The following is a 26,978-nucleotide window of genomic DNA, read 5'->3' as shown; positions in this document are numbered from 1 at the left end:
GGCGTCGCTTCCTTTACTGGCTCAGAATAAGTCTTGTGGGTTAAAAGCGGGTTTAAAGCGCTTTAAACCTCTATCTCGTAGTGCACCAAGTTCGGGACTTTCCCGATAATCCGTCTCTGTTGAATCAGTGCTGCATTTCCTTCACTAACTGTATCCCCTTGTACTCGTAAGGTATCGCCGCTGCGCAGGGTGACGGTGCTGGTGCCGTCGGTGTGTACGGTGGTGACGGTGACGATGGTTTTGGCACCGGGGGCGATGAGTTTGCTGAGTCGTGTCCATGGGTTGCTCATGCGGTGTAGTCCTCCCACCCGGTGGGTTGATCGAGTGTGACGGTTTGGCGAACCTTGGCATTGAGTCGCCCCGGTACGCTGACGGTGACGGCGGTGACGTAGCTGCGGTAGTCCCGGCTGCTGTCGGTGTGTTGTACGGCGACGTTCATGCCGGGCAGCAGGACGCCCGGTTCGTCGATTTCTGGGACGGGGAGTTCGAGGGTGTGGGTGACGCGGTCACCGCTGATGGCGAGTTCTGCGGTTCCGCGGCTGGTGTTGCATTCGATGGCGGTGATCCAGCTGTCGGTGACGTCGGTAGCCGGACTGTCGCCATTGGTGCCCTGGCGGGTGATGGTGGTGCTGACGCCGTCGGTTTCGCCGCTGACGAATACGGCGTTATAGAGTATGCCGGGGGCGTCGGCGTGTTGTTCGCTGGTGACCTGGCTCTCGTGGATCGTGGCGTCGGCGGCGATGGCGTAGAGATACCAGGGCATGGCGCTGAATCGGGGGCGGACGATAATGCTGTCGGTGGCTGGGTCGGTTTGGACGATGCCACCGGCGGCGCTGGCGAGGCGTTTAATCACGGCCATCGGCGCGAGGCTTTGGTAGCTGAACGCGGCGTTTGGTAGCGTCCAGTCCGGCAGATCGGTGACGTTCCAGTCGAGGGTGAAGCCGGTGCCGGTCAGTTCGGCGGTAGCGGCCTGCACGGCGGTGGTAGTGCCAATGCTTTTGGTGCGCGCCGGGGCGTAGGGGGCGGCGAGGTATTGGCTACGGCTGTAGCCGGTAACGGTAAATCGCTTGTTGAGCTGGTCGCTGACGGTTTTGGACTGGGCCGTTTTGGCGATGAAAAATTCCCACCGATGGCCGTTGATGATGATCGCCAGCTCTTTGCGACCGGTCGCATCGGGCGTGAGTAATGCGGCGCTGGCAGTGTTCAGCGCTTGGCAACTCAGCTTCCAGCAGACGGTATCGAGATCGGCGTCGATGCTGATATCAGCCAGTGCCAGCGGGGTTTGGTCTGGCAGTGTGTAGCATTGGACTGTGTTCATGATGATGTGTGTCTCTGCAGCGTTGGCGTCTGGCGCGGGGCCAGGTGTGAGTACGCCGAGCCAGTATGGGGTTTCGGTGGCGCTGGCATACTCGCTGATTGTGTCCCACGGTGCACCGATTGGCCGTCGGTGCTCTGGCGGCTGGTGATGGCTCAGGGCTACTCCGCTGAATACCGGCATTGGCGCGCGCTTGGTGAGGTCGGCACCACCCCAGTTGATGACGGAGTTGGGTATGTGCAGGCTGTCGTCAAACTCGATGACGGTGCTCAGGCTGGTGAACAGCTCGCTGTCCCGCAGGGCATCGGCGTCGGGTCGGACGGTATAGGGGTCGACAGTCAATATCGGGGTGCTGAGATGATGGTAAACGTAGCGAGTTTGGGTATGTGCGATCAGCGTGTGGTCGCCAGTCAGTGCCAGGCTGGCAGAGGCAATGGCGATGTCACTCCCCAGCTGCACGAACTCTGGCACGCCCCATCCGAGCGCGTGCAATTGCTGGCGCGATTCGGCGCTGTTGACTCCGGCACGATAGCCCAGGTGGTGCCAGGGAGGCTGTTGATACTGCTGACGGATCAGGGCACCCCGACCGCTGGCGGTATGAGCGGCAATATCAGCACCATTCTGCCGAGTAGGTGGCAGATAACCCGATACAGAGGCACCGTTGGCGACGCGCTGCGCGGTACTGGTGCTGGTATAGCGGCAGATTATCTGGCTGACAAGCGCGGGCACATAACTCATACGGAAAATGGCCCGGCCGATTTAGGACGCCAGAACGGCACGGCAACGAGCTGGACGTTGCCGCTGGTGACGCTGGCACCCTCTTGTGTTGGCCATAGCGGTTCGGTGCCCAGCGTGCCGAGATTGCCGGATACGTACACGTAGCCGTTGGGCGCTGGCGGGTGTACCCGATCGCCTTCACCCAGTGTTTTGCCGGTTTCAAAATCGACGCCGTAATCATCCAGCGCGGTCACGAGCATTTGTCCGCTGTAGCCCTGCCATTCCAGGGTGTAGCTGCCGCTGAGGTCGGATGTCGTGCTCGCGAGCAGGTAGACCGGATCTGCATCCAGCGCCACGGCCACGACCTGACGAGCGACACCGACGGATTCGATCCGGACGGAGCCGGTGAAGGTCTTGGTTTCACCGCTGCCGCCTTGATTACCACCGCTGGTGAAACTGATGGTCGCCTGACCTGGGTCGTAGACGTAGTTGTCGTGCCAGTAGAGGCCATCGAGCAAGCCATTTTGCACAGGGAATGCGATCAGCCTGTATAGCTGGCCGTCGACGATATTTGACTTGGGTATCGTCAGGGTCCCATCCAGTACAGCCAACATCAATTCGCTGCGCAGGCCGTTAAAAACCTGCATGACCCAAAAATCGGCATCATCAAACGGCAGATTGTGCGAAAGAACCACTCGTTCGACTGCGGCTACTGGATACGGGATTGATTGATCCGAAAACGAGATAATCACACCCAGTCCTCCAACGCCATGGAGACAATGATCCGAACTTCGCTGGGCAATGGCGCGATGACGCAGGATTTCCCCCCCAGCGTCAGGGGGTTAAAACAGCCGGTGCCGAGCCGGTCGGTAAAAACGCTGGCCGCGGATTTTGTGTATGCATTGCCAACGCCTGTAAAACTGTCGCTACTGAGCAGCATGGGCGCACGAGCGACCTGTGAAGTGTAGGTGCGAGAGGACGATGACGACGTCCATAACTCGACCGGAGAAACATCAAGATCCACCACACTGTCGCTGACACTTTTTCCGATGTCGCTATATGCCCCAGAGTAATACGGCAGTACGAGACCATACTGTGTAGCGGTGGTAATGGCGCCATCGGCGGCCCGCAAGGTCGTGATTTTGTTATTACTAGACCACACTTTATGGCTATAAGTGGACCACTGCGCCCCTAGCGCAAAAAAATTGCCGGTGGCGGGCGTCGCTATCGACCCCAGCCCGCGCAGGCTACTCATGGCCCCCACTGCCAACGCAAAGTCGATGCCGTTTGAGTTCCCGGGTGGGGTTGTCAGATACGATGATGCGTTGGCAAACCAAAATAGAGCGGTCTGCTCATTGGCGATGGCGACCCAATATCGCTGACCCGGCAGTCCCATTCGGGAGGTATTGGCGGTCATGGCGCTGACGTCGCTGATGGATACAGTACCGGACCGGGCATTGACGGCGGTCGTGGCGTCGACCATGGCGTCGGCAATAAACAGCGTGCAGTCAAAATAATCGGGGCTAGTGCCATCATCCTGTACCAGCCCGAGTACGCCGGATTCGGCGGCATTGGTGAATTGGGCGTGACCCAGGGTTGACCACTCGTCATAGACCACCGACCAGCCCGCGGCGGGCATACTGCCGTAACCATCAACCAGCACGGCTTTGGCGACGTTGTAAAAGGAATCGCTATCGACACTGGCATTCGGTGCACCGACGTCATCCCAGCGGTAGATTCTTGGTTCTGCGGCCATTAGTCAGCGTCTCCCATAAACTCGATATAGACGGATTGATTGGTCAGGCGTTGGTGGCTGGGTAATGTGGTGCGGATGGCCTCGACCGGTTCGGCCGCGGCGACGGTGTTGAATCGGATGGTGTTGCCAGTGACCCATCCGGTGCCGTGGCCATCGGCCAACAGGGTAAAATACGGGGTGTTGGTGAATGGGTTTATGGGGGCGCAGTCCAGATCTTTGGCGACGCCGGACAGTACGATGCCGCGTTGTTCGCCGATGACATCGAATGTGCTGGCCGATCGCCAGAGGATTTTCCAGCGCTCCTGTACGGCGCTGGTGTTGTCGACTTGTAGCGGGTAGTTGAGATCATCGTACTGAGCGACGGAGGTGTCACCGGCCAGGTCGTCGTCGAACACGCCCGATACGTCGATTTTTTGACAAAACAGCCCTTCTACCCGTACTTGCAGATCCCCCAACTCGACCACCGCGGATACCTGACTGCCGGCGGCGTAGTCGTGGGTGAGCTGGGTTAAAAACTGCAGCTGGCCATCCACCCGGGCCACGCCCACGGCGCAGAGGTCTTGCACGCGGTGGCTAACGGTCAGCGGCAGTGTGAGGCTGTTGCTGTCGGCGTCTTCAGCGCTGAACGGGTCGGCCAGTGTGACGATGCCGGTCTCTTTGTTGACGCTGTATTGGTCGGTGGCCAGTGCCGTACCGGCGGCATCGAGTATGCGCACCAGGGCCAGATCCGTTCGGCCACAGTCAATGGTTTGTGCGGCGGTGGGCGTGTTGATTTCGATGGCTTGTGTGTTGTGAACGAGGGCAAGATAACCGGCTTGAAAAATGGGCACCTTGCCGCTTGTGGGCAGTTTGACCGGATCGAGGCCGAGCAGATCGGGATCAACAGGGATGGTGGTATAGGCCACGGCGTTGTATGTCAGGGTACTGAGCAACACGGGCTGGGTGAATGACAGCCGGATGATGCCGCTGGATAGCTCTACCGTGCCGGTGGCGGTGCCGGGGTCGGTAGTGATGGGCAATACGCCCTCTACTGCGCCCGTGAGTTCCGAGGTCAGTTCTGTCAGTTGGTCGCTGGCGTCGAATGATCCGGCAATGTCGCCCTGGCCATCGCTGTCGGCTCGCATCAGGGCGGTATCGGAGGCACGGCGGGCCAGTATCTGGACGCCACTGGCCCGCAGCGGAGATGCCGGGGTGCGGAATACCAGCTCTGAGACGAGGCCACTGGAGCGCCCAGATGCCCCGGATTGCAGGGTGGTAGCCAGGGTGCTGATTGAGGGCTGAAGCTGGCTGTAATCCAGTTCGATGCTGCCGTCGGCGTGATTGATTTGGCCGCACTGGAGACCTGCCGCGGTTGTTGCTGACCAATTGCGGTACAGGTAACCATCGCCGCGATCGACCACTTGCACCCCATCAACCGTAAATACCTGAGCGCCGATCAGTAGCGGGGCCAGGCCGAGGTTAACGTCCACCGTGATCTGATTGAGCGCATAAACCATGCTGACCGGGCCGGGGGCCGTGTCGGTCATGCGGTAGTACAGAACGGACGTTTGACTCTCGCAGCGGTAGCTGTAGATCTGGGGCGTGCTGATCCAGTTCCAGGAACTGATTCTCACGTCGTAGGTGCCCATGCGCGTGAGACCGCTGATATCGATCGTCACCGCCCCGGTGCTGGCATTGATCGATCCGACCTGGCGGGTTTCGCCCTCTGCGGTGGTGTATACGTAGCCATCGGCCCGACCGTTAAATGTCAGCGTGACGATTGACCGGCGTTCGCGATCTGCGCCCTCGTAGTTGTATAGCCTCGGGATAGTAAAAACCGCCTCAAAATGCACGGTCTGCGGCAGTACGCCCGGTTCGGCCATCAGGCTCAGGCTGCCCCCGGTTTGCTCCGGCAAAACCTGGTTGCTGGCTGTCTCGTCCCCGGCGACTTGAGTGTATGCCACCGTCACTGGCCCATCGGGCAGGCTTGATGGGCTGAACGTCAGTTCGGTGCCGGTTATCTCAGCGCTGCCAGCGCCTGTCCAGGTGCCGTTGCTCAGTTCGGTCAGACTGTAGCTGCTGCCGCTGCGATCCCAACTGATTGCGGTGCTGCCAACCTCACGCTGCCCGGGCAGATCGACTTTGAGTTTGGTGGTTGGGGTGCCGGTGATCAGGGTCAGGTCGGCCACTGATCCCCAGGTGAATATGATGGCTGACCCGTCGTCAGGCTCCCCAGAGAGTACAAACGCAACGCTGCCGGTATCGTAGTTGATAGTGCCCGTCTCGCCCGCGTCACCACTGATAGCACCTGAGCCGTCATCGGACAGTTGATACCAGCCCCCGAGGTACAGGTAGTCGATGCGCAGGCTGCCGCGGGCCGGGATGGGTGAGAGCTGGTCGGTGTAGGTCAGCTGGCGATTGGCGACGCTGATGTCTACCGCGGCGGTGTATGGCGTTAAATCGACGGCGACGGCTGGGGTGTAGGTACCGCTGACGCTACTGGTCGTATTCAGTGAGAGCGTGATTTGGCCGGTGGCTGGTAGTACGGAGGCGGAGGATAGCCGCTCTGTCCCGCTGATCAGTTGCAGGTCGGTACCCACATCGTGATAGGTACTGCCGCCGATGGTGAGTGTCAGGCTGCCGGGTTTCCAGCCCGTCAGGAGGGTGCGAACAACGGAGCCGGACAAGTTGCCGTGGTTGAATGCCTGCTGGCTGCCGACCGCTTGAACGATTTGGGTGGCGATCCCTGGCACTTGATCGATCAGCGCCACTTCGCTGGTGACGACGGGCACCAGCGGGGCTTGGATGGTGTCCACCACAACGGCGGTATCGCCGGTGGTGGCATCTTCTGCCAGTTGGGTGATGCCGTAGTATTTTGCAGCGCCGCTGGCTTGTGTGGTGAGGATTCGGGTTGGATGTGAGGCGGTGGGCGATGGGTCCAGTCCTTCAAAATCACGCTCCAGTGGCTGGCTGATGCTGACGATAAACTGCCAGGCGCTGTAGTCGTTAAACTCGCCATCGGATACGTAGGTGTACACCGTTGACGCTGCGTCGACATCGGTGATTTTGACAAATTGCTGGTCTTCGGTGTCGATATCCTCCAGCACAATCACGGCACCAACTTCCGGCGCTTGGTCGGCCCGGTCGGCGTACAGTACCAGGGCGTTTTGACCCTCGCGCTGGGTGCCGACTGGCCGCAGGGGGGACTGGATGCCGATCACGACGTAACGTTCAATCTCGGCTTGGATTTGCGCCCGTTCGGCGTAGTGGTCTCCGGTTTTATACAGCAGTGTGCTGACGTTATCGGCGGCGGCATCTTCGATGATGGCGACGCGGCTGCCGAGCAGTTTGTCGGTGTTGGCGGTTTCGACTTTGGGGAAAAATCGGCGGATCGATACCCCGCCGCGGGCGAGTTCGGTGCTGTCGATGTCATCCCAGAGGTTGTTGATATCGCCGTCGGACAGCGGCGTGCCGGTCATCATGCCACCGCCGTCGGCGTTGTCGGTATTGCGTTCGGCACGCATCAGTTTTAAATCGGCATCGGTGATGGCCATTATTCGGACTCCGGATCAGGTTCTACGGTGATCAAGTGGATGGTTAGCTCGTACAGGGTGCTGGCGGTCGGGGTGGTTTCTGGGGCCAACGGTGTGGCGCTGATTCCGCCGCTGGCCAGATCGATCAGGACGGTGTGGACGGTGCTGTCATTCAGTGTCAGGGTGCGTTTTGTCAGGGGGCTGGATTCCAGCGCTTGCAGCGCGGCCAGGTCTGCCCGATGAATCCAGGCTCCGGTCAATACGATGGGCTGGCCGTAGCTGAGGGCCTGCACATCGATGATCAGTGCTCCGGAGACGGCGCGCTCTTGCGAGCTGGCCCAGGGTTTAAACGTGGTTTCGCCCGACCAGTATAAATTCGCTGGCAGGCTGATGGTGTCGAGCATCATAGACTGGCCCCTCTCTCGTAGGCGTCTTCAATCATTTCGAGCAAATCGTCTTTATCGCTGGCCAGTACCTCTACGGATCGACTGCCCAACTCTATGGTGACGGTCTCTATGGAGGCGCTGGTACTGGCGGTGGTGGTATCGGCGCTGCTGCTGGTTGTACTGCTGGCAGTGGTGGCGGTGTCGGCGGCGGTCTGGGATTTTTGCTCAGCACGGATTTTTTCCAGCGTTTTGAGCGAGTCTTTATAAGCGGCAATGGCGTCGGTGTTGTTGGCTGCTTGAGCCTCTTCCAGCGCGGCTTGCAGGTCGGCTTTTTGGGTGAGGTATTGGGATTCTTGATAGGCCTCGGTGTCGCCTTGCAGGCTGTAGAGCTGTTCGCGCAGTGATGTGAGGGTGCTGGTTGCGGAGTCGCTCATTTGATCCAGCTGGGATTGTGCACTGGCCAGCGCGGACCGCAGGGTGTTGAGGTTTTCGGCACCGAGCAGGCTCATGCTGCCAGTGGCGTTGCGAGCGCTGTTGATAAGTCGCTGACTGATGGATTCGCCATCTTCCAGCGCGGTCATGTAGTCCTGGAATTTCAACTTTTGTTGGCCGTAGGCGAGTATCGTTTCGTTTTTTGCGGTGATGACTGAGTTTTTCCAGCTATTGAGGCCGGTGGGATCGAATACTTGGAGGCTGTCTAGTGCGATGCGGCCCATTTGCTCGCGAGCGCTTTCCATGGATGCTTCGATGGCTTCCATTTCTGTCAGGATCGGGCCGCTGTTGATGCCCATTTTGCTGTCGAACATGACGCCCGCTTCGGCGCTGAGCGTTTGCATCTCTGAACGCACTCCGCGGAACCACGCGCCCAGGTCGTTGGTCAGGCCTTGTACGTCGCGGGCGCTGTTGGCGGTTTCGTCGGCCAGTTCGGCGGTGGCGGTTTTAGCGGATTTGGCCCCATCGGCGATGTGCTTGCCCGCGGTTTTACCGGCATTGCCCGCTTTGGTTTGTTTGCTGGTCAGGTCGTCGAGCAGGTCGGTCATTCCCAGTCGTGCGGCTTGGATTTCCAGCTCTGAGTCGACAATGCCGTCGTTGGCAGTGATGGCTTTTTCGGCATAGACCATAAACGCGGCATCGATGTCGGAGACGCTGGCGGTGCCGGATGTGCGGATGGTTTCAAACGCGGCTTTGGCTGCATCGGCGGTTTTTTGTAGCGATGCCTGACTGGTTATGCCCAGGGTTTCGAAGGCACTTTCCAGATCCGCGGTTTGCAGTGAGCCTAATAAGGTTTGCAGCTGCTCAACCGAGACGCCCGCCGATTCTGCCCCGGCCTCTATTTTTTCCATCGCGGTTTTGATCAGGTCGCCAAACTGGCTCCGATCGGTGGCTGCCAGTTCTTTTAGGGCGGCAGACAGGCCGTCATTGATTTGATCGGTTGTTAGCGTTCCTTGCTGTTCCGCATTTTGTAGCGCGACCGCCAGGGCGGCAATGCCGGTTTCCCCCTGTTTCAGGGCGGTGACTACCTCGCCCGACATGACGCTGGCGAGCTGGCTGTTGTCATCGATGGCGGTTTGCAGCTGTTCATTCACGGTCTGATAGGCTGTGCTCAGCTCCGCCTGAGTGTAGGACATTTTGGCAGCTTCGGCTGCCGCTGCACGGGTGACGGTCGTGCTTTCTGTCTGGCGCTGCTGAAATAGCCGGGCCGCTTCGGCCGCGCTGACGTAGCTGGCGGTTTGCTCATCAATTCTGATGGTGCCCGCGGCCAGGGCAGCTTCGAGGTCGCGCATGTTTTTAACTTGCACGCCGGTTTGCTGGCTGATTTCGGCGTATCGATCAGACAGCGCCTGTTGGGATTCGGCCAGCTGTTGGTTTACATCGGCCAGATCGGTGGTGGCGGTTTTGAGTTTTTTATAGGCGCTGGTGAGGTCGATCGCTTGGGTGATGGCCATGGCCATGGCCACGACGGCGATGGGGATGGCTTTGCCCAGGGCGGTCATGGCGAGCGTTGTGAGACCTGTCGCCGTCGTGGCGGCTGCCATGGCCGGGACGACTTTCAGGAGCATGGCAGCGGCGACGGCGGTGCCAGCAGCGCTGGCCACGTCTCCGATGGTACCCAGACTATCGGCGACGCCGTTGATGGCATCGACGGCCAGTTCGCTGGCACCGCTGGTTTCGTTCAGTTCGCCGATGAATATTTGCCACTCATTTTTCAATTTTTCGACCGAGGCACCGACGGTGGCGGGCATCTGGCTAAATTCGTCGTCGATAGCGGCGGCTTGTTCTTTCAGTGCCTTGACGACGATGTCGGTGGTCAGTTGGCCCTGTTCTGCCATGCCCCTCAGTTCGCCTGTGGTGACGCCGAGGCTGGCGGATAGTGCCTGGGACAGCCTGGGTGACTGTTCCATCACGCTATTAAATTCATCGCCGCGCAGCACGCCGGCGGCCAAGGCTTGTGACAGCTGGGTGATGGATGCGTCGGCTTCTTGCGCTGAGGCCCCGGATACGATGAAGGATTTGCTGATGGTATCGGTCAGCTGGGCCACGTCTTCCTAGCTGGTGCCCAGGTCTCGCGTGGCGCGGTAGAGTTTTGTATATAAGCCCGCGACGGATTCCAGCGCGGTGCCGGTGTTGTTGGCGGTGGTGCGGACGTCGCTTAGCCCTTGATGGAAGGCGTCACCTTCTCCGACCGCGAGTTTGATGCGGCTGGTGAGGTTTGAGTAGCCGTCGGCCAGGTAGCTGAGGTCGCGCAGCATGTCGACGCCCAGGTCGAGACCCAGAAATCCCAGAAAGGCGTTGCGGGCCTGGGCAACTTGGTCGGCGAGGTCGTCGGTCTCACTCCCCGCTCGTCTGGCGCTGTCTGCGTTTTGGTCCAGCTCGTTGGAGGCCTGTTCCACACGGCGGCGGAGGTCGTCATATTGCTGTTGGAGCGCACGGGTCTGATTGTTCAAATCGCGTTGGTGCTGATTGAGTGTGCGGGTACTCAGACCGGATTCGTTGAGTGTACCTCTCAGGTTTTGCAACCGCAGACGGTTGTTTTGATAGGCATCAGCGGCATCCCGTGCCGCTTGTCGGGCATTCTCAAAAGCCTGGCGCTGGCGCTGTGTCGGGTTTTCGGTGTTGCGGAGTGCTAGAGCCATTTCTTGCGTACGGGCCTTGGCCGCTTCCATTGCGTTTTTGGACTCGTCCGTTGCGCGGCGCAAGGTCACGAATTGGTCGATCAGTTCGCGTTTGCGGGCAGTCTCTTGCATGGTTTGAGACAAACTCGCAGTTTCTTCTTCAAAGTCGTCGGTCGCGGCCCCAGCGTCGTGCATTTGGCGGATCAAAGAAGTGATATTTTCAAGGCCGGTTTGCGCGATTTTCAGCGCTAACGCGACCTCCAAATTACTCGTCATGATAATGCTCGCAGGTGTGGTCAGTTTGGTGATGCATTCCCGTTACAGCGGCTTACACCTGCTGTACTTGATAGAATTTGCTGACGCCTGCGCCTTTACTGCCATCACTCAGCAGCTTGCCTTCCATAGCAACACTGGATAAAGAATCTCCAATCAACCCCAACTCTTTGGTCGCGCCCAGGTTTACTTTCCACAAATCCACCACACATGGCTTATCACCATCGGCTTCGTTCATGCCTCCAAAAGTAATTTCCCAGTAGCTAGTGCTGTTGGTCAGTGCTTGAACCTGGTTGTAAGCGCCATGACTGTAAGTCACCAGTAATGGCAGGCCATCGTCAGGAGTGCTCAATTCTTCAATAGCGGTGGCGATGGCCCCAGTGCTCAGAATAAATACACCTTCGCCACGTACCTCGTAGTCGGCCCCTTCAGTGTAGGTTGTATCCGATGGGTCACTGGTAACCACAACGCTAGCCGCACCAGGGTGTGCCAGCCTCAGCAATGCACCTTTGTGGGCGGTATGAGGTTCATCGGTCACTGTGCCGCTATTTACAGCAGTGGTGGTGCCTTTGGTGGCCAAGGCTAAGTTGTCGGCATTGAGGTCATGTAAGGTCATCGCCGTTGTAACGGAATTGATACGGCGGACCTCCGCATGCGTACCACCGCCGGGTTGGGTGTAGTCCTTTTGCTCCTGAACATCTTCATCGATGGTCAGTTTCAACTCACTGACATTGCCTATGGGGTAACTGGGTGCGCCGGTGACACCAAACTGTTTCAGATACACCTGGCCGGAACCTAAATACGGTTTATACACTTCGACACGTTGAGTCATTACTTGCTCTCCTGTTCGGTGATATTGCTGGTGGTTTGGGTGGTGGTGATGGAATTATCGGATGCAAAAGATGAAAGTGATTGAATCACCTGATGGTCTGACAGCCACAGGGCGGCGATGGGGCTAACGTTGAGTTGATCACCGGGTTTGAAGGTGCAGCCCTGATGGGTATGGGCCTTGGTAAGCGTGACGCTCTGGGTAGGTTGAGGATTGCTTGCTTTGGTCATGATCACTCCGGGCCTGAGCCTGTGTGATCAGGCCTTGGCGGTTAGTGTGGTTTCAACGGCAAACGCTAGCGGTAGGTATTGATGCCCGGTGCTGTAACTTGCCTGTGGTGCGGTTACCAAAGTAAGTGGTTTGGCCGCACCAGTGGGTTTAAAGCCCATTAATGCCGGTGCTAGCAGGCTAGCCAGCTCGGTGGCTTCAGATCGGGCAGCGGCCCCTGAACGGGTATTTCGGACATTACGCACAGCAATTACGGTTAACCAGGTTTGCTGAATACGGGCAGCACGGCCATCGGGGCGGGATTCAATGACGCGGTAGTTTTGATAGACCAAGTGAACGGCGGGTGTAGGTTGGCTGGCTTCGGTAGCACCAGCCAGATCGGTGGTGGTGAGAACGTGAGTACCAGCTGGTAGTTTGGCTTGCAGACGGGTTTTCAGTTCGGATTCAATGTTGTCAAACACCAAAGCCTCCTGTGCCGCGCACCCAGTCGTGACCTTGGTTAGATAGTTCAATGCCGTCCAGATCGTCTGATATAGGTTCGCTGGTTTCTGGCAATGGTAATGAGGCGGTACCTTTGGCAACCCGAGACAAATAGTCCACCCGTGCCTTGTAACGGTCTGCTACGTATTCCGGTACGCCGGAGCCATATAAATAGTAGCGAGCCATATCGGCGCAGACGGCTGTTAGAACAGCAGGGGTATCGGCTAATGGCAACTCGTAGCGACTACTGAGATAGGTGTCTATTTCGTTGCTGGCATCGTCAATAGCAATGGTTACCATGGCGCTGTCAGGATTGCCGGTGTTGGTAAAATCGGTGAGCTGGGTCAGTTCCGGTTCTCCAAACCGGGCGACCAGATCTTGCTGGGTGCAGTACATCAGGCGTCACCGTTTGGTGTCTTGTCACCTAGCAGCATGGCGGCATCCTCTGGGCTGATGTCCGCCTCTTTGGCGATCAGCGCCGGATCGTTGCGAAGGGCCTTGGCCTGATCGTCGCTCAGTGTGTCTAGCGGGATGATGGTGCCGGTTTCGTTGAAGCCAAAACCAGCGCGGCGGAACCGGCTGATGCCGCGAGCAGTACTGACTACCAGAGCCGGGATGGTTTTACCCTGAACGGGCTTTTTAACCGGGGTTTTATCGGTCATGTATTGCCTCTTTAATTGTGGTTGAAGATCATTCCGGGCGGAATTCCGATGGATGCCGGGGCAAGCCCGGCATGATGGTTACAGGGCGTCAGCGACCAGCAGCTTGACCTTGCCTTTCAGTTCGTTGTTTACGGCAGCACCGTTTTCAACCAGCAAGTCACGCTCCAGCAGTTTGGTGGCGGCTTCTTCCAGGCTGGCGGGCACGACCAGCAGGGTCGGCTTGATCTTCAGCTTCTTGCCACCATCACGGGTAAAGCCGCGCATGGCTGACCAGGCGGCCCACAGGTTGGCGGCGTTGAGGTCGTCTTTAACGCCGTAGGCCATTTGCCAGAATCCGAAACCGGCGTTACCGCGTAGGTCGGCACCGAACTGGAACTCGTTGCTGGTAAACACCGCCGGATCGTCCGGATTGAACAGAGTGGTCAGGTTCAGGTTGCGGCGGTTCTGCCAAATCAACGGTTTGATGGCGCGGCTGGTATCCAGCAAATACCAGGGTTCACCGGTATAGGAGCCGTTGACCTGCACGTTGGAGACCGAGGCATCGGTGCCGGTGCCATCGTGCGAATCATTCACAGGATGATCGGTATCGAAGAAATACTGACCGTCGTAACAGGTGGCGGCCCAGCCATTTGTCAGCAGAGCGAATACCAGTTCGTCCGGGAACTCCATCCCTTCGCGGGCCAGCTCCTGCACCATGGGCTTGTAGATGCCCAGGTTGTCGTCTTCGATATCGTCGCGGTTGACGGCAATGGAGCTTTCAAAGGTCTTGTTGGTGATGCTGTAACCGTGTTCTGTGATGGAATTCATCACACGATCGCCAACCCATTCGCGGAATCCTGGCATTGCACCCAGCCAGCCGTATGTATTGGATTTTGTGGTACTGGGCACCAGGGTCGCGACCTGGGTGTATTGCGGATCAACGGTTTGCAGGGCGTTCTGGAAATCCGAACGAAATGCCGTGCGCAAACTATTGAGCAGGGTGGTGGTGATCATAGCCATTAGTGGTTCTCCTCAGCTTTTGCTTTCAGAAAGTCGGCGTGGGAAATACCCAGCTGATCGGCGACCAGTTTTTCATCGGCGGTCAAGGCTGCCGTACCGGTGTTGGGTTCAGGCGGCGTTTTGTCACCAGCTTGTTGGACTTTCAAGGCGGCAATGGCCGGGCGCTGGGCCAGCATGGATTTCAGGGCAGTGACGCCTTGTTGTTTGCCAAAGGCTTGCAGGTAGTTGGTTTCGGCGGCCATGATCTTGCCGTCATTGGCTGCATCAGCAATGACCTGGTCAATCGTCAGCACGCCATTCTCAGCACGCAGGGCAGCCAGCTCGGTGACAGCGGCATCGTAGGTTTGGCGCGGGACGTACTGTGACAGGTTCACTTCTCCGGTTTTCTGTGCTTTCAGCGCGGCCAGGCCGGTTTCCAGCTCAGACGCCTTGTTGGCCTTGGCGCTCAGCGCTGCCAAGGCGGTATTGGCGGTTTTACAGTGCGCGGTCAGCGCGGCATCGGAGAGATCGCCAGGTTCAACCTCAATGCCCAGCGTTTTCAGCAGGGCGCGGAGTTCTTCGTTCATGTGGGCACCTTTGGGGGTCGTGTCAGGGAGAAAGGGGTGGGCATCCTGCCCGGCATGTCCATATCGGTTGGAGAGCGCGGCGATGGCGTCCATGCCATCGAGGGCGGGATCGTTGGTTAGCGCGACATGCAGCAGCTTGACCGGGCGACCGGTCATCTTGTCGTAGGCGAACACACTGCTAATAAACTTGTATTCCTCGCCCTGGATGAAATCGCGGGCGCGGGGCGTCCAGCGCGCCAGAGCAAACAGGCCCCGGCCCGGTTCGTAGGTAATAGAAGAAGGATCGATCCAGCCGGAGGCCGGGGCAGCATGGCCGGATTCGGCGGCATAGAGGGTTTGGTGTTCGTAATCCACCACGTACTGGTTAGTGCGCTGGCTGGCGTTCGCTTTCAGTGACGCCCAGGCAATGTCGTCCAGCAACCATTGGCCACCAGGTACGTCATTTGGGCGACCATCCGGCGCGCCAAAATAGCCATCGGGTAGCAGTTGGATGCGGTACAGGCCATCTGAACCGGGGCTGACCCCGGATGCCGGGCTATCGATCAGCGCGCTGCAAACCGCCAGACCCAGCGATTGGATTGATGGCTGATTGCCTGCTGCGGCCAGGGCCGCAATGGCAATCCGGGGTGAGATGTTCGTTGGTGTTTGCATGTGGCCATGATCAGGCCACGCGCGAGAGGGTTGGGATTAAAGCGTTTTAAAGGTCAGCGAGTGCCAAGGCATCCGCGTTGTACTTTTCCTTTAATTTTTGTTTGGTCTGATCATCAATGTTCTTATCAGCAAGTTGCTTAGCTATGTTTTTCATTCGTTTTCTAATACGTCTTCGCAAATTTTCACTTTCTGGATTGGTTGCGAAATGCGAGGTATGAAAGCGAACTAAAGCCTCAGCTAGTAGAACTCCGATAACAGGAGAAACGACAGGTACAACTTTTTGCCAATCTATGGAGTCATCCAATCCAACGAGAACGTACGAACCTACAGCAGAGATTGCTGTTGCCAGCGTGACTTTCCATCCGGCTGAATCTTTAGGAACTGCAATGCTAGAGTTATCACTCAAGGTTTATCTCCTTGCGTGTTCCATAATTTTCCAGAATCCAAGCATCCAACTCTGCATCAGTTTTGAGACGTTTTCGAACTTTGACCCATCTTCCCTGAGAATCCTTAATCTTGAATTCATACCACGTGCCAAAGAAGTAAGTCAGTGAACACTTAACCAGCTTGTAGCACGTAACGAATGAGACTGTCAGGACAATCAGCCAAGAGAGTATGTAAATTAAATCGATCATTCTTAACTCCCCCGTTCATGCTGATCAGACCTCGTAATAGACCCGCTCGATTTCGTAAGTAGTAGTCTTGGTGCCAGCCTGAGTTTTGACTCTTGTGCCAAGAAGAACGAGAAACTCTTTTCCATATAGTTGAGTCTCTTCTGAGCTCTTTAGCCGCTCAATGAACAGATCATCTTCCATTTTCACCGTTAGATCACCATCTTTGTGGTCAATCTTCCATCCAGTTTTCTTTTTGACGTTGGTAGCGGTGAATTTGACGCGCGATTCAACCGCAGAATAGTCCTCTTCTGCAAGCTCGTTTCGTTTGATTGACACGTAGGACAGAGACTTTTCTTTAGAAATCTCCGTTTCGTCAGCGCTATCAACTGTAGACTGAAATTTGACGACTGTAGTTCCTTTGGATTGCAGCGGGGCACGAATGAGCCCTTCTAGACCACCTCGGATTTTTTTGTTAATTGCCAGTTTTGTAAGCCGTTTAGGAAATGATCTGGTACGGCCTGATGACGTCTTGATTTCGGTTCCATCATCTGTGTCCGATACTGATTCGACTTTCTCTCCTTTTAGCCAATCCAGCAATCCAAGCAAGCCACCAAGGCTGCCAGCTGCTGCGCCTCCTTTCAGGAATCCAATCATTTCAACGATGTTCTTGGCATCCGAGACCAATTGAAAGACATCCACTTCAAAGCCAAAAGAGCCTTCTATGAATTTCGCGTTAACCTTCACATCAATGGAGTCCCTGCTACCGTTAACCTCTTCATTGGCCTCGTACAATACCTCTCCAAGCGCGCTCAGAGCTCTGGCAAAGGTAAAGATTTGAATTTCATGATTTTCATATTCAGCGCCGTCGAATACGACCTTGAAACTAGTTTTAGGCGGGGCATCTGCGACAGATTGGGAGGTCGACATTTTCAACTTCCTTATTGTTGATAATAATCACGCCATTTAACCCCCCTTTAAATCCTCACACAATCCTTTTTCTGTAACTATCCGCCCCGTTGCCGCCCTCCGCCGCTTGCGCGCCTTGTCGCCCCTTACAGTCCGCCTCCCAGATACCCCAGCACTATCTCGATAATCTCCTGTTCGCCTTCCGGGCTCAGGCCAAGGTATGGCCGTGCCGGTATAGCTGCCGGGCCGGGTTTCATTCCGGGCAGTCCACCAAACTGGTGGATGGCGGCGTAGATCTTGTTGGTGCCGACGGCGGCGTAGTCTGGCCCGTATTCGTTTTGGATGGAGCTGGCCAGTTGGCCGCTGTCTTGTAATAACTGGCCGCCGCTGCGTTTGGGGTTACGTTGTAAATAGCTGGGGCTGAAGGTTCGCCATTTTTTTCCGGTGGCAGGGTCGGCTTCATCGGCAAATGCCTGTTCTACCTGGTCTGCCATAATGCCTGCAATTTTTCGCATGACCGGGGCGGTATCCTGCACGCGCTGCTGTAGTTGGTTTATTACATCCAGCACTTGGGTGCTGTTGTTGGTGACTGAGATGGTGATCATTGGCTGGCTCTAATCAGTTTGAGGAACAACACTTTCAATCAGCCCAGGGAATTAGCGAACAACCGCCGCAGCTGTACACTAAAGGTTAGCGGCAGGGCGTCCAGCTTTTGTTGTGCCTGGCGTAGCAGTTGTTCTTGCCACTGGTTGGCGGCTTGCCCTACGTTATACGACCAGCCAGCGCCCGGCGTCAGCTTGGTTTTACCGTCGTCGTAGCGGGTGCGCTGTTGCTCGAAAACCTCGCCGGTGCGCGGGTTGGTGCCGACATCAATATGTTCGGTAATCAAATGGCCTTCGCTGCTGTCTACCGTCAGGCCCATTTGTTCGACCTGTTTGGCGGTTAAGGCCCGTACCCGGCAGCGGCAGCCCCAGTCGTTTGGCGGATATAGCCATTGCCAGATAGGGTCGTCGCAGCGGAATACCTTGCCGTGAAATTTACGATGGCCTGGGCGGGTACGGCTGTCGCGTATGGCTATGTATTGCCAGTAGGGACGGTCTTTGGCGTTGTCCAGCTGTTGTTGGTAACGTCCTGCCTGGTAACTGGTTTGCAAATTGGTGCGATAAATGGTTTTCAGCCGGTGGGGGCTGCCTTCTTGAACGACTTCGGTGTTGCCCTGGTTATCAGTAACGTATTTGACGCCCCACCATCCGGCTTTTTTCAGTTCAGGGGTGACTGCTCGGACAAAGCTCTGCTCGGTTAATCCTTCTTTTAATACCTTTAAAATGCCATCGCGCAGGGTTTGTAAAATATCCAGGCGGGCCACTTTAGCGGTGGTAAATGCCTGAGCGTGCTTTTCTTGCCAGACGTCTTGCCAGTTCCAGCCGATGGCGTAGCCTTTGGATTCAAAGTAGGCGATGGCATCGGCTGGTGGAAGGCTGATGGCATACCCCAGATCAATGGTGGCCATATTACTGGTTGGCATGCAAACGGCCCCATATATCCCCCACAAACATTATGCGCGCCAGAGTTTCTTCTATTTGGAGGTCGTCCATATCTGGGTATAACTCGGCCAGTTTGGCTTCGGCCCCGGCGGGATCGGTAGCTAGGGTTTCCAGCAGAGGCGATAAAAGCGCTTTCATTTGTTGGTTAAGCTGGTCGCTGGCCAGGCTGGCTAACAGATTGTCCAATGCTTGTTCTTCCGGCTCAGCCTGCTGGCGCAATACTGCCAGTCCGGCTCCTTGTGGTGGCCGTATCGCTGGTTGCAAAGTTAAAGCGGCCTGGGTATTGCCGCTGACTTCGGTGGCGGACAAAACAGGTTCATTTTCCTCAGGCTCTGGAATTTGTAGTTTGTCGTGAGCCCAAGCGGTGGGAATGGTCATGCCCATACCGACCAGTTTAGGCAAAGCCTCGGCGTACAGAGTGAGATCTTCTCCTTCGGTGACGTCGAATTCCAACCGAGGGTGGCGCTTGGGGTCACGATAACTTTTGCAGTTTAAGGCATATAAGGGGAACACTAGGTCACGGGTGAGTGTAGCGGCTAGCTGTTTCAAGTCGGCGTCGCGCAGTTCTTCCCGCACTTCGTTGTGAATTTTGCCGAGGGCATTGGTGTTAGTGCCGTCGCCGGTACCACTGGTCAATGTGCCCCCCAATATGGCTTTAGACTGGCTGCGCTCAGCCCAAGCGATCATGGCTTGATATGGGTCGCTGCTGCATTTGGCGGCTTCTTGAAACTCTATGTCCATACCTCGTGGAACAATGCCTCCGGCGTTGTGACCGATGCTCATTACGGCTTGTAGCAGTTTGGCTTTTTCTTGCTTGCTAGCGCCGTTGGGGTATTTGCCCAGCCGTAACGGTAGTCCATAGATTTCCAGAAATTCGGCAAGATCCCGGACGCTGTAGTTTTTGAACAGATAGGGCCAGGCCAATATCCGTACCAGACCGGCACGAGCCAAGTAGCCGCTTTTGGATTTGGCTATATGGCTTACCCAACCAAAGGGTTGTAGTGCTTGCCCTCCCGAGGTGGTATCTCGTAGGCGCAGTTGGTTGTGGTTGTCGGGGTGGGCTTGAAACCAAGTTGCTGGTTGGTGAATGTAACCGTCGGGTAGCCACAGGTTACCGTTGCGCTGCCAATCCAGTTCGCAGCAGCTGAATACTTTCAGGATGGCGTCGGTCAGGTCAAAACGCATGTCGTCTAACCAGGTGAAGCTTTCTAGCCATTGTTGAATTTGGGCGGCATCGGCTTTTTCAGTGGCATTGGCGTTGTTTGGTGGTACCACTTGAAATTCAATACTCAAGGTAGCGCGGCGGCGCTTTTGCAGTTCGCTGAATACGTGGGCGTCTTTTTCTTCAATGTCTTCGGCTAGTGCACATTGAGCCATTAAATTGCCTTGTTCGGCTTCGCGCATCAAGGCGGCCAGCCGTGTGGGGGTAAGACCATTGGATGGGTGTTCGTCCCATTCGCGTTTGAGATGGCCAACGCTGGCGTCACCAGTCTGTGGTGTGGCAAAACCGAGGGTTTTAACGGCCCGGCCAAACAGGTCTTTTAGCATTACCAGGCTCCTTTTATCGTGAGTGGGTTGTCTGGCTGGTCTTCTACGTTTTCCACAGAGGGCGACCAGCGGTCTTGTTTTGATGGCATTGGGGTGAAGTCGATAGCAGCGCCTTCCATCCAGCTGGCGCGGACGGCCATGACTAACGCAACGGCGGCATCGCCATGACGGGTTTTGCCTCCACCTTTCTGATCGCGACCTTTATCTATTTTTGGGATGCCGTTGACTACCTTGATTTTGTTGAGGTCGTCTAGCATGTCCTGGTGCTGGGGGATGATCAGGTTGCCGTCTTCAAATTCAGCTTTTAATTTGGGCATCCATTCTCGGTACCAAGGATCGCTCAGCATTACTTGGTCAATGGAATCCTGACCATAACGCAGCGCGGCGGCTTCTGCTAAATAGCCGCCATTGCCTGTAGCGTCGAAGGCTCCGGCTTGAAAGCGTGGTAAGCCGTCCAGTAAAAAGAACAGAATCTGGCGTTGGGCCTCGTAGGTCAGGTTCCATAACTCAATCAGCCATGGTATTCGCTTGGTCAAATCGGTATTGATGGTTAATGGCGCAAATACCGAGAGGTCACCTTTGCGAGCAAAGTCTTCGCCAAAACAGTGGTTGGTGTCGGGCAGTTCTGACAGTAAGAATGTTAGCTCATCCTGGCACCAGTCATTGATCCAGTCTGAACGACGACCATCGCTCCAGGTTTCAAAACCTGCTGGGGATTGAACTCGTAAAATGGGAATATTAGGCTGCATGGCTTGTTGGACATATACCCGCTTGATATAGGTGCCACCGGACTGCTTGGGTACGCAGAAGTATTCTTCCAGGGCGTCTTCTTCGCTGGCGGTATCTCGCAGCAGGTCAGCTTTCCACCGATCTTCTTCGGCTTGATTCCATGTCTTGCCCAAGCGCTGGCAAATACGCTGGTACAGCCCTTCATGGCAGGCGTCGTCCAAGGTAATGCGGTGGACGCTGTAGCGTTTTTTGCCTGCACGGCTATCGTTGATCAGCTCGTTAAAGAGGTTTTCAACGCCGTTATGAGTGCTGATCAGCCGGACCTTGGCACCCCACATAGTGAGTGCCAGCGCGGCTTTAAGTACCTCTGCCAAACGGTCGTGGAAAGCGGCCTCGTCAATCGTGACGTTGCCTTGCATACCCCGCAGGTTGGATGGGTTGCTGGACAGCGCCTGTACTTTAAAGCCGCTGGCAAAGTACACCACGAATGTCAGAATCTCTTTGCCTTCCTGGCCATCGTCAATGAACAGTTCTTCCTGAATTTCTCCAGCGGCTTTGTTAAAAGCCGTGGCCCACATGGCCACGGCGTCGATAAACTCGCGGGCCATTTCTTTGTTAGAACCAACGTAAAAATGGTTGGTGCCTCCGGCGGACTTGGCAGCACTGGCAGTTAACGTGGCATCTGCAGCTTCGGCCCAGGTGATACCGGTTCGGCGGGATTTTTCAGCAATTTTTAGCGGCGATTCGTCGCCGATCCAGCGCTTCTGATAGCCCAGTAGCAGCTCGTTATCATCGTAGGGGATAAAGGCGTGGGCGTTCATCACGCAATCCCCAGAATATCGTTTTTGATGATCGTCACTGCCTCACGGGTCAGACCAGCGGCGGTGGCGACTTTTTCTGCCGCTTTGGCGGCTTCTTCCGCGAAGGCTTTGCGGATCTCTTTCTCTCGCTTGAGGCTGTCCATGCTGGCTTTTTCCAGCCGTTGGATGGTGAGGGCAAGATCTTTCAGCATTCCTAGAGATGGTGGCTCTTGTTCACCATCTTCGTTTTCCTGTTCTTGTGCGGATAGGGCTAGGTCAAACGCCATTGAGCGGGTCATCTGAATCAGTAGGTTGCCCACTTGCCCTGTGGGTTTGTTGCCCAAACGGGATACCCAAGCATCGGCGACGGCATTTGTTTCGCGCATTTTTTTGCCGATGCGTTCCATTTGGGTGGCGTAACGATTGAGGCCGCTGCGGCTGATGGCGTCTTCGCCGAGGGTGTCTAGCTGTTTATTAACCTCGGCTAATATCTCAGCTTGGCTAGTACCATTGTCACGTAAAGCGGCATCCAGAAAACATTTTACTTGCTCCGGCAATTGTTCAATTTTGCTGGGGCGGCCACGGGTTAACCGTTCTTTTGCCATTTCATACTCCAGGCCGTGGCTGACCAATACCGGGCACCCGCGCGCGGCCCTGGGCAACGTCGACACCACGGCTGGTGATTGTGGCTACGTCGGTTGACAGCACTGATTCAATGTCGATCAAACCCTGTTCACTGAGCCAATAAAGGTGGGTTTTCACCTGGTCACGGCTGAGCCGATGGCCATAGGCATCCAGCATTTTATTGATGATAGAGTCATTCGCAGTGCCGTTCACGTCAGTCAGACTGCGCAGAATAACCAAGCGTTGATCTTGGTTCAGCAGATCCTGATAGGCCATCAGTGCCCCCGGTTGTTAAGAAGGTGGTCGTTGATCAATTGTAGGGTGTGATTCATTTGCTTTAACTCGCCACTCATGGACTTGATTGAGTCGTTCGCATCGTTCACACGTGCATGCAGGCCTGCCATGTCACTGTGTGTTGGCAGGTGCTCGATGTCTTTTTCTACACGGATCACACGGTCATCCATGTCGTTAATGGAACGGGTCAATTCTTCACGCAGTTCTTTGATCGCAGAGGTGTTGGCTTTCTGGCGGTTGGTTAACCAGACGTACAAAAACACCGCACCGGTGATCAATGCCTGTATGGCTTGTAACCAGAAACCCAGTGCCTTGTAGTCGAGTGTTTCCATCAGCAGTGATCCTGAAGTTCATGAAGGGCTTGGCAGTCAATACATCGGGCTGCATGGGGTTTGGCGGCCAAGCGCTTTGGAGAGATTTCACAGGCGCAGTCGATGCACATGACAATACCATCCTGAATCCATTGTTCGGGTTCTGGCACCTGCCGTGAAAGATGATTGGCAAGCGCCTGTTCGCGCTGTAATACTTCAATCTCTTTGGCGGCATCGAGTGGGTCTGTCATCACAAGTCCTTGTTGCTCTTCGTCAGGCTCTTGTTGCTCTTCGTCAGGCTAGTGGGGCGTTTGTCGAGAGTGAGTTGGTATTCCTTGGCTTTTGCCAGGCGTTGCTGTTCGAGCATGGATGCGATCAAGTCGACGGTTTCATCCACGATATCGTTGGTGCTGAGCCGCTGAATCCAGCGCAGGCCATTGATGGTCAGTCGAGTCAGTAAGCGCTCAAGCACCACAGCCCACTGGACACGGCCCAGTACGGCTTGTGCGGTATCAATGATCAGGTCTTTCGTCACGGCCGATAGCAGTGGTTTGGCAATTGTGAATAACCAGTTCATTGGACCTCCAGAATATTTCCCATAATGGGTTGATAATTGTTGCTGGCCCATTCAATGACATCGAAGCCTGGGCAGGTTTTACTGGAATATTCGTAATGGCCGTTCACTTGCGTGATCATCAGGCCGTTGCCGGGGTGGAGCAGCATTAGTACCAGGGCGCGTAGTGCACTCCATTGCTCTTGGGTAAACTGATCACGGCCAATCAGACAAATACCAATACTATTGAGGTTGTGGCCGGAAACATGTGCACCGGTCTCGTGCAGTGGTCGGCCTGGTCGGATGCAGCCATCCACTTCGATGACAAAGTGGTAACCGACTGCGGTCAGTTGGGGTTGATGCTTTGGGGCAATACTGATATCACGGGAGAATCCGCGCTGGCGATGCCATGCGTCCACATCTTCAATAGTGTTGGCGCGGCCGTTGGGAACGTCCGCGCAGTGAATGATTATGGTGTTTATGTGTGAGAGTTTTCGACGAATCCCCATTACACGCTCCTAGTTTTGGTCTGTCTGTAAAATATGGAACAGCAATAGGCGATAGGTTAAACACAGAGGTTACTGTGTGGGATTAAATAGAATTAAACAAAGTAGAATGGGCAGTGCTTGAAATAAAATTAATTTTTATATTTATTCGGATATAATTATTTTAGAGGCGTTAGATATTGTATGTTAAAAAATAGAAAATGGTTTTCTCATCAGAATTATATGCTTTTGGCAATAATTGTTATTGCCTTTTTTCTTGTAGGGTCTTATTCTATCAATTTCGTTATGAGAGGAGGGCAATATCTCCCATCATTGGATTCAGGTGATTGGGGCGCGCTGGGTGATTTTTTTGGTGGGATTCTTAATCCTATTGTTGGTGTAGCCGGCCTCATTCTTTTAATCGAAACACTTAAGCAAAATAGTGAAGCTTTAAAAATTAGTTCAGATGAATTAGCGATGACTCGAGAAGAATTAGCTGAGACAAAACGTGTGCAGCAGGGTATGGCGGAGACTGAGCGTAAGAACCTTGAATTATAGAAGGACTTGATATCGTTAAAAAACATATATGAAATTCTTGACTCAAAAGGAAAGGACTGGGCTAATTTTAGCAGCTACAAGTTCTACTTTTTTGAAAATCGATCAAATAGTTTTAATAATATAATTTTGGATAATTCAAAATTTATGTATAAAGAAATAATTGAAATACCAAGTTGTTTTCCTGCTCATAGTAGATTTTTTGTTACGTATGAGCAATGGGCGGATATATGTAATTTTATTTCAATGTCGTTACATATGATTCGTGATGTTTGTTTCTATTTGGATAGGTTGAATGATATTTTGGATAGACATGATATAGTAAAAGGGATCTCTTGTTTAGAGTGGGCGCAGAGAGTCGAAATTTATAAAGATGTATTGGAGTATCTTGAGAAAATAATCGACGGTATTATTCACGAGCCTCAAAAATCACAGTCTGAAAATGAAGAATATAGTTTTTTGAAGCCGCAAGGTGATAGTGTTTATGATTTTTTAATGGATAATGGGGGGTGTGAAAATCAAATCCTAGAAATAAAAAACTGGACGCTAAACTAAAAAATCCCCCGCTATATTATTGAAAAATACTTAACCAATCAAAAAAATATGGTATAATATTTTCTTGTATTAACATCCATAAGAGGTTTGAGGATATGAAAAAAACAATCCCTAATAATGATTTTATAAATAACATATCTGTATCTTTGAGATCAGAATATTCACTTGACAAAGGAGAAGCTTTATGGTCGTCGTCGTCCGATACTCCTTTTTGGAGTGTCTCTCTGCAAGCGATGCGTGTCTCACTCCAAAAAGGAGTATCATCTTATATCATTTTTTGTTGATCTTGTCAAGCTTGATTTTCTTCTTTTCTGTTGTCAAACCTTCCTTCTTTACACTTCCTGGCTTAAGCTGTTATTCCTCTATTGATCATGGATGACGATATGAAATTCCTTATCTTCTTGCTTGTTATTATGCTGTCCAGTCAAGCCTTTGCTGGTTCAGGGTCTTACCATGTTTGTACCGATGCTCGGGGTCATAAGACGTTCAGCAGTGAGCCATGCGCTGCTAACCAAAAGTCTGAAGTAAAAACATACAAAGTTAGTGATGGCGTTGCTTCAACAGCTAATGCTCGTCTATCGACAGATAATCCAAGCTATCAATCCATGCGCATCAGTAACCGTCGCTATGAACTCGAACGATCCATCAAGAAAAGTGAGCGTGAGCTGGAGGGTCTTCAGGGGCAGATGGACAGTGAACTAGCCAAGCTGAAGAAGAAACAAAATTATGCCAACAACAATCTTGCAGGTGCAACTTATAGGCAAAGTCTGGCGACTGAAATGCAGTCAGTAACAGAGCAATACAAACTCAGGATTGAGTCAGTGCAAGATGAATTAAACAGGCAGAGATTCGAACTGTCTGAGTTGTCAGAATAATCCAGCCAAAGGATGGCAATAAAATGATGGAACCACCGCCATAGTTGACCGCACATCACTCGGATAACGTTAGATGGTGGCGATACTTGTTTTACTTAATGTCAAAACAATCCCGGCTGTACCCGCTTCCGGTGCAACCCGTGTTGCTTGCTGACAATTGAACATACTTGCTGCTGGGTTAATCCAAATTTTTCCGATAACTCTCGGCTGTTTCCTCCTTTGTACTGGCTGTAAATATCCATATCACGCAGGGCCAATTTGAGCCGCTCAGCGTTGGGGAGGTAGACCATGCGACCGCCAAAGTAGTTGGCCTGATGAGCCACCAGACGGCGGGCTTTTTTTAGTGCTTGCCCGTCTGTTTCTCCCATGCGTTTCAGTTCGCTGGCCATAACGTCGACTAGTTCTATCAGTAATTTGGGCCAAGCATGTTTGGCGGCATCGTCACCTTGGGGCAAGTTATCCAAGCGTTGTAATGCTTGTTCTAGCATGTCATGGTCGTTTTCAAACAGGTCGTGGTTGTCGTCGTTTTTCATAGTGTGCTCCTGTTTTTCTTTTACCAGGTTGTGTCGTTGAGTCGATCGAAGGATGCGGCGCTGGATAGGTAGTTTGAGTCCGCTGTTCGCATTGCGCGCTGTTCAATTTTCCCCACACCATTGGCAACGGTACTTTCCAGCACTCGCTTCAGGTAGTTGTGATTGCTTAGCGGTTTTACCTGGCCGGTTTCGCGTTTTGTGCGAATACTTTCTACGGTGTCTTGTAGTGCTGGCAGTAGCCATTGTGGTGCTTCCAAAACTAATACTTCATTCAAGAGCTTTAATGCTCGGTCGTTTGAGAGGTCGCGGCTGGTACTGCGAAATAAACCGAGGTATGCCGTCAATGCTGTGCGGGTAGGAGCATCGTATTGAAATAGTAATTTGGTCAGTTCATGCCCGGCCTCATCTTGGCAAATTTGTTCCAGGCTGAGGCGGTGATGGCAGTTTGGGCAGCGGCCTACTTGCATACGTTGCCCTCTGTATCGCCCACGATAACAGACATGGGTCGCAGCTCCATGCGGCTCGTGGCGTAGTGCTCCGAGTTTTTGATAGCCAGTTTTTCAAA

The 26,978-nt window shown here is 54.4% G+C and carries 30 protein-coding genes and 1 pseudogene; 3 read left to right on the top strand and 28 right to left on the bottom strand.

From position 1 onward, the window contains the following. Positions 1-62: 62 nt before the first annotated feature. The 26 genes and pseudogenes from Q8W24_RS09650 to Q8W24_RS09520 all read right to left on the bottom strand — a co-directional run bounded on the left by Q8W24_RS09650 (position 63) and on the right by Q8W24_RS09520 (position 23,919). Positions 63-290 carry a hypothetical protein gene (locus Q8W24_RS09650; RefSeq protein ID WP_305475181.1) on the bottom strand — a complete coding sequence of 76 codons (228 nt, stop codon included), beginning with the start codon at positions 288-290 and terminating at the stop codon, positions 63-65. Continuing rightward, positions 287-2,053, bottom strand: a complete 1,767-nt coding sequence (locus Q8W24_RS09645; RefSeq protein WP_305475180.1) for a hypothetical protein — start codon at positions 2,051-2,053, stop codon at positions 287-289. The genes Q8W24_RS09650 and Q8W24_RS09645 overlap by 4 nt, the downstream gene beginning before the upstream one ends. Beyond that, on the bottom strand, positions 2,050-2,784 hold the full coding sequence (locus tag Q8W24_RS09640) for a hypothetical protein (RefSeq protein ID WP_305475178.1): 735 nt from the start codon (positions 2,782-2,784) through the stop codon (positions 2,050-2,052). Before Q8W24_RS09640 ends, Q8W24_RS09645 begins: the two co-directional genes overlap by 4 nt. Continuing rightward, positions 2,781-3,788 carry a hypothetical protein gene (locus Q8W24_RS09635; protein ID WP_305475177.1) on the bottom strand — a complete coding sequence of 336 codons (1,008 nt, stop codon included), beginning with the start codon at positions 3,786-3,788 and terminating at the stop codon, positions 2,781-2,783. Before Q8W24_RS09635 ends, Q8W24_RS09640 begins: the two co-directional genes overlap by 4 nt. Next, entirely contained in the window at positions 3,788-7,321 is a 3,534-nt protein-coding gene (locus Q8W24_RS09630; RefSeq protein ID WP_305475176.1) for a hypothetical protein, read from the bottom strand. Before Q8W24_RS09630 ends, Q8W24_RS09635 begins: the two co-directional genes overlap by 1 nt. Next, a complete protein-coding gene (locus tag Q8W24_RS09625; RefSeq protein WP_305475175.1) occupies positions 7,321-7,707 on the bottom strand; it encodes a hypothetical protein in 387 nt (128 codons plus the stop codon). Before Q8W24_RS09625 ends, Q8W24_RS09630 begins: the two co-directional genes overlap by 1 nt. Then, positions 7,704-10,820, bottom strand: a pseudogene (locus tag Q8W24_RS09620) (tape measure protein). The gene Q8W24_RS09625 and the pseudogene Q8W24_RS09620 overlap by 4 nt, the downstream one beginning before the upstream one ends. Positions 10,821-11,127: 307 nt before the next feature. Continuing rightward, the gene (locus Q8W24_RS09610) at positions 11,128-11,904 is read right to left on the bottom strand and encodes a hypothetical protein (protein WP_305475169.1); all 777 of its coding nucleotides are present in this window, start codon (positions 11,902-11,904) and stop codon (positions 11,128-11,130) included. Next, a complete protein-coding gene (locus tag Q8W24_RS09605; RefSeq protein ID WP_305475167.1) occupies positions 11,904-12,131 on the bottom strand; it encodes a hypothetical protein in 228 nt (75 codons plus the stop codon). The genes Q8W24_RS09610 and Q8W24_RS09605 overlap by 1 nt, the downstream gene beginning before the upstream one ends. Before the next feature lie 27 nt (positions 12,132-12,158). Then, positions 12,159-12,590, bottom strand: coding sequence for a hypothetical protein (locus Q8W24_RS09600; RefSeq protein WP_305475165.1), 432 nt, complete (start codon positions 12,588-12,590; stop codon positions 12,159-12,161). Continuing rightward, the gene (locus tag Q8W24_RS09595) at positions 12,583-13,005 is read right to left on the bottom strand and encodes a gp436 family protein (protein ID WP_305475164.1); all 423 of its coding nucleotides are present in this window, start codon (positions 13,003-13,005) and stop codon (positions 12,583-12,585) included. The genes Q8W24_RS09600 and Q8W24_RS09595 overlap by 8 nt, the downstream gene beginning before the upstream one ends. Then, entirely contained in the window at positions 13,005-13,271 is a 267-nt protein-coding gene (locus tag Q8W24_RS09590) for a hypothetical protein (protein WP_305475163.1), read from the bottom strand. The genes Q8W24_RS09595 and Q8W24_RS09590 overlap by 1 nt, the downstream gene beginning before the upstream one ends. Before the next feature lie 78 nt (positions 13,272-13,349). Then, a complete protein-coding gene (locus Q8W24_RS09585) occupies positions 13,350-14,270 on the bottom strand; it encodes a Mu-like prophage major head subunit gpT family protein (RefSeq protein WP_305475162.1) in 921 nt (306 codons plus the stop codon). Beyond that, a complete protein-coding gene (locus tag Q8W24_RS09580; protein ID WP_305475160.1) occupies positions 14,270-15,487 on the bottom strand; it encodes a phage protease in 1,218 nt (405 codons plus the stop codon). Before Q8W24_RS09580 ends, Q8W24_RS09585 begins: the two co-directional genes overlap by 1 nt. Before the next feature lie 46 nt (positions 15,488-15,533). After that, positions 15,534-15,893, bottom strand: coding sequence for a hypothetical protein (locus tag Q8W24_RS09575; RefSeq protein ID WP_305475158.1), 360 nt, complete (start codon positions 15,891-15,893; stop codon positions 15,534-15,536). Between the two features lie 253 nt (positions 15,894-16,146). Continuing rightward, the gene (locus tag Q8W24_RS09570) at positions 16,147-17,028 is read right to left on the bottom strand and encodes a hypothetical protein (protein WP_305475157.1); all 882 of its coding nucleotides are present in this window, start codon (positions 17,026-17,028) and stop codon (positions 16,147-16,149) included. Between the two features lie 125 nt (positions 17,029-17,153). After that, on the bottom strand, positions 17,154-17,612 hold the full coding sequence (locus tag Q8W24_RS09565; protein ID WP_305475156.1) for a phage virion morphogenesis protein: 459 nt from the start codon (positions 17,610-17,612) through the stop codon (positions 17,154-17,156). Positions 17,613-17,650: 38 nt separating this feature from the next. Beyond that, complete coding sequence (locus Q8W24_RS09560; protein ID WP_305475155.1) at positions 17,651-18,532, bottom strand: phage minor head protein; 882 nt, start codon at positions 18,530-18,532, stop codon at positions 17,651-17,653. Beyond that, positions 18,519-20,099 (bottom strand): DUF935 domain-containing protein, encoded by a 1,581-nt coding sequence (locus Q8W24_RS09555; protein WP_305475154.1) that lies wholly within the window; start codon positions 20,097-20,099, stop codon positions 18,519-18,521. Before Q8W24_RS09555 ends, Q8W24_RS09560 begins: the two co-directional genes overlap by 14 nt. After that, positions 20,099-21,649 carry a hypothetical protein gene (locus Q8W24_RS09550; RefSeq protein WP_305475153.1) on the bottom strand — a complete coding sequence of 517 codons (1,551 nt, stop codon included), beginning with the start codon at positions 21,647-21,649 and terminating at the stop codon, positions 20,099-20,101. Before Q8W24_RS09550 ends, Q8W24_RS09555 begins: the two co-directional genes overlap by 1 nt. Beyond that, positions 21,649-22,233 carry a DUF3486 family protein gene (locus Q8W24_RS09545; RefSeq protein WP_305475152.1) on the bottom strand — a complete coding sequence of 195 codons (585 nt, stop codon included), beginning with the start codon at positions 22,231-22,233 and terminating at the stop codon, positions 21,649-21,651. The genes Q8W24_RS09550 and Q8W24_RS09545 overlap by 1 nt, the downstream gene beginning before the upstream one ends. A gap of 1 nt (position 22,234) precedes the next feature. Further along, on the bottom strand, positions 22,235-22,528 hold the full coding sequence (locus Q8W24_RS09540; protein WP_305475150.1) for an ArsR family transcriptional regulator: 294 nt from the start codon (positions 22,526-22,528) through the stop codon (positions 22,235-22,237). Next, entirely contained in the window at positions 22,528-22,878 is a 351-nt protein-coding gene (locus tag Q8W24_RS09535; protein ID WP_305475149.1) for a DUF2730 family protein, read from the bottom strand. The genes Q8W24_RS09540 and Q8W24_RS09535 overlap by 1 nt, the downstream gene beginning before the upstream one ends. Further along, positions 22,878-23,108 (bottom strand): TraR/DksA C4-type zinc finger protein, encoded by a 231-nt coding sequence (locus tag Q8W24_RS09530; protein ID WP_305475148.1) that lies wholly within the window; start codon positions 23,106-23,108, stop codon positions 22,878-22,880. The genes Q8W24_RS09535 and Q8W24_RS09530 overlap by 1 nt, the downstream gene beginning before the upstream one ends. Further along, positions 23,108-23,434 (bottom strand): hypothetical protein, encoded by a 327-nt coding sequence (locus tag Q8W24_RS09525; RefSeq protein WP_305475147.1) that lies wholly within the window; start codon positions 23,432-23,434, stop codon positions 23,108-23,110. The genes Q8W24_RS09530 and Q8W24_RS09525 overlap by 1 nt, the downstream gene beginning before the upstream one ends. Further along, a complete protein-coding gene (locus Q8W24_RS09520) occupies positions 23,431-23,919 on the bottom strand; it encodes an N-acetylmuramoyl-L-alanine amidase (RefSeq protein WP_305475146.1) in 489 nt (162 codons plus the stop codon). The genes Q8W24_RS09525 and Q8W24_RS09520 overlap by 4 nt, the downstream gene beginning before the upstream one ends. 180 nt (positions 23,920-24,099) lie before the next feature. On the opposite strand from Q8W24_RS09520, the gene Q8W24_RS09515 reads away from it, so the two are divergent. The 3 genes from Q8W24_RS09515 (at position 24,100) to Q8W24_RS09505 (ending at position 25,880) form a co-directional block, all read left to right on the top strand. Beyond that, positions 24,100-24,453, top strand: coding sequence for a hypothetical protein (locus Q8W24_RS09515; RefSeq protein WP_305475145.1), 354 nt, complete (start codon positions 24,100-24,102; stop codon positions 24,451-24,453). A 144-nt stretch (positions 24,454-24,597) separates the two neighbouring features. Beyond that, positions 24,598-25,005, top strand: a complete 408-nt coding sequence (locus Q8W24_RS09510) for a hypothetical protein (RefSeq protein ID WP_305475143.1) — start codon at positions 24,598-24,600, stop codon at positions 25,003-25,005. A 383-nt stretch (positions 25,006-25,388) separates the two neighbouring features. After that, positions 25,389-25,880, top strand: a complete 492-nt coding sequence (locus Q8W24_RS09505) for a hypothetical protein (RefSeq protein WP_305475141.1) — start codon at positions 25,389-25,391, stop codon at positions 25,878-25,880. 101 nt (positions 25,881-25,981) lie between these two features. Here Q8W24_RS09505 and Q8W24_RS09500 read toward each other — a convergent pair whose 3' ends face one another. Both Q8W24_RS09500 and Q8W24_RS09495 read right to left on the bottom strand, forming a co-directional pair. Continuing rightward, positions 25,982-26,413 carry a Mor transcription activator family protein gene (locus Q8W24_RS09500; protein ID WP_305475138.1) on the bottom strand — a complete coding sequence of 144 codons (432 nt, stop codon included), beginning with the start codon at positions 26,411-26,413 and terminating at the stop codon, positions 25,982-25,984. A gap of 20 nt (positions 26,414-26,433) precedes the next feature. Continuing rightward, positions 26,434-26,880 (bottom strand): hypothetical protein, encoded by a 447-nt coding sequence (locus Q8W24_RS09495; RefSeq protein WP_305475136.1) that lies wholly within the window; start codon positions 26,878-26,880, stop codon positions 26,434-26,436. Positions 26,881-26,978 lie beyond the last annotated feature (98 nt).

The organism is Oceanobacter sp. 4_MG-2023 (assembly GCF_030689165.1).
GTDB lineage: Bacteria > Pseudomonadota > Gammaproteobacteria > Pseudomonadales > Oceanobacteraceae > Oceanobacter.
This window is presented reverse-complemented; position numbering and strand designations above follow the sequence as displayed.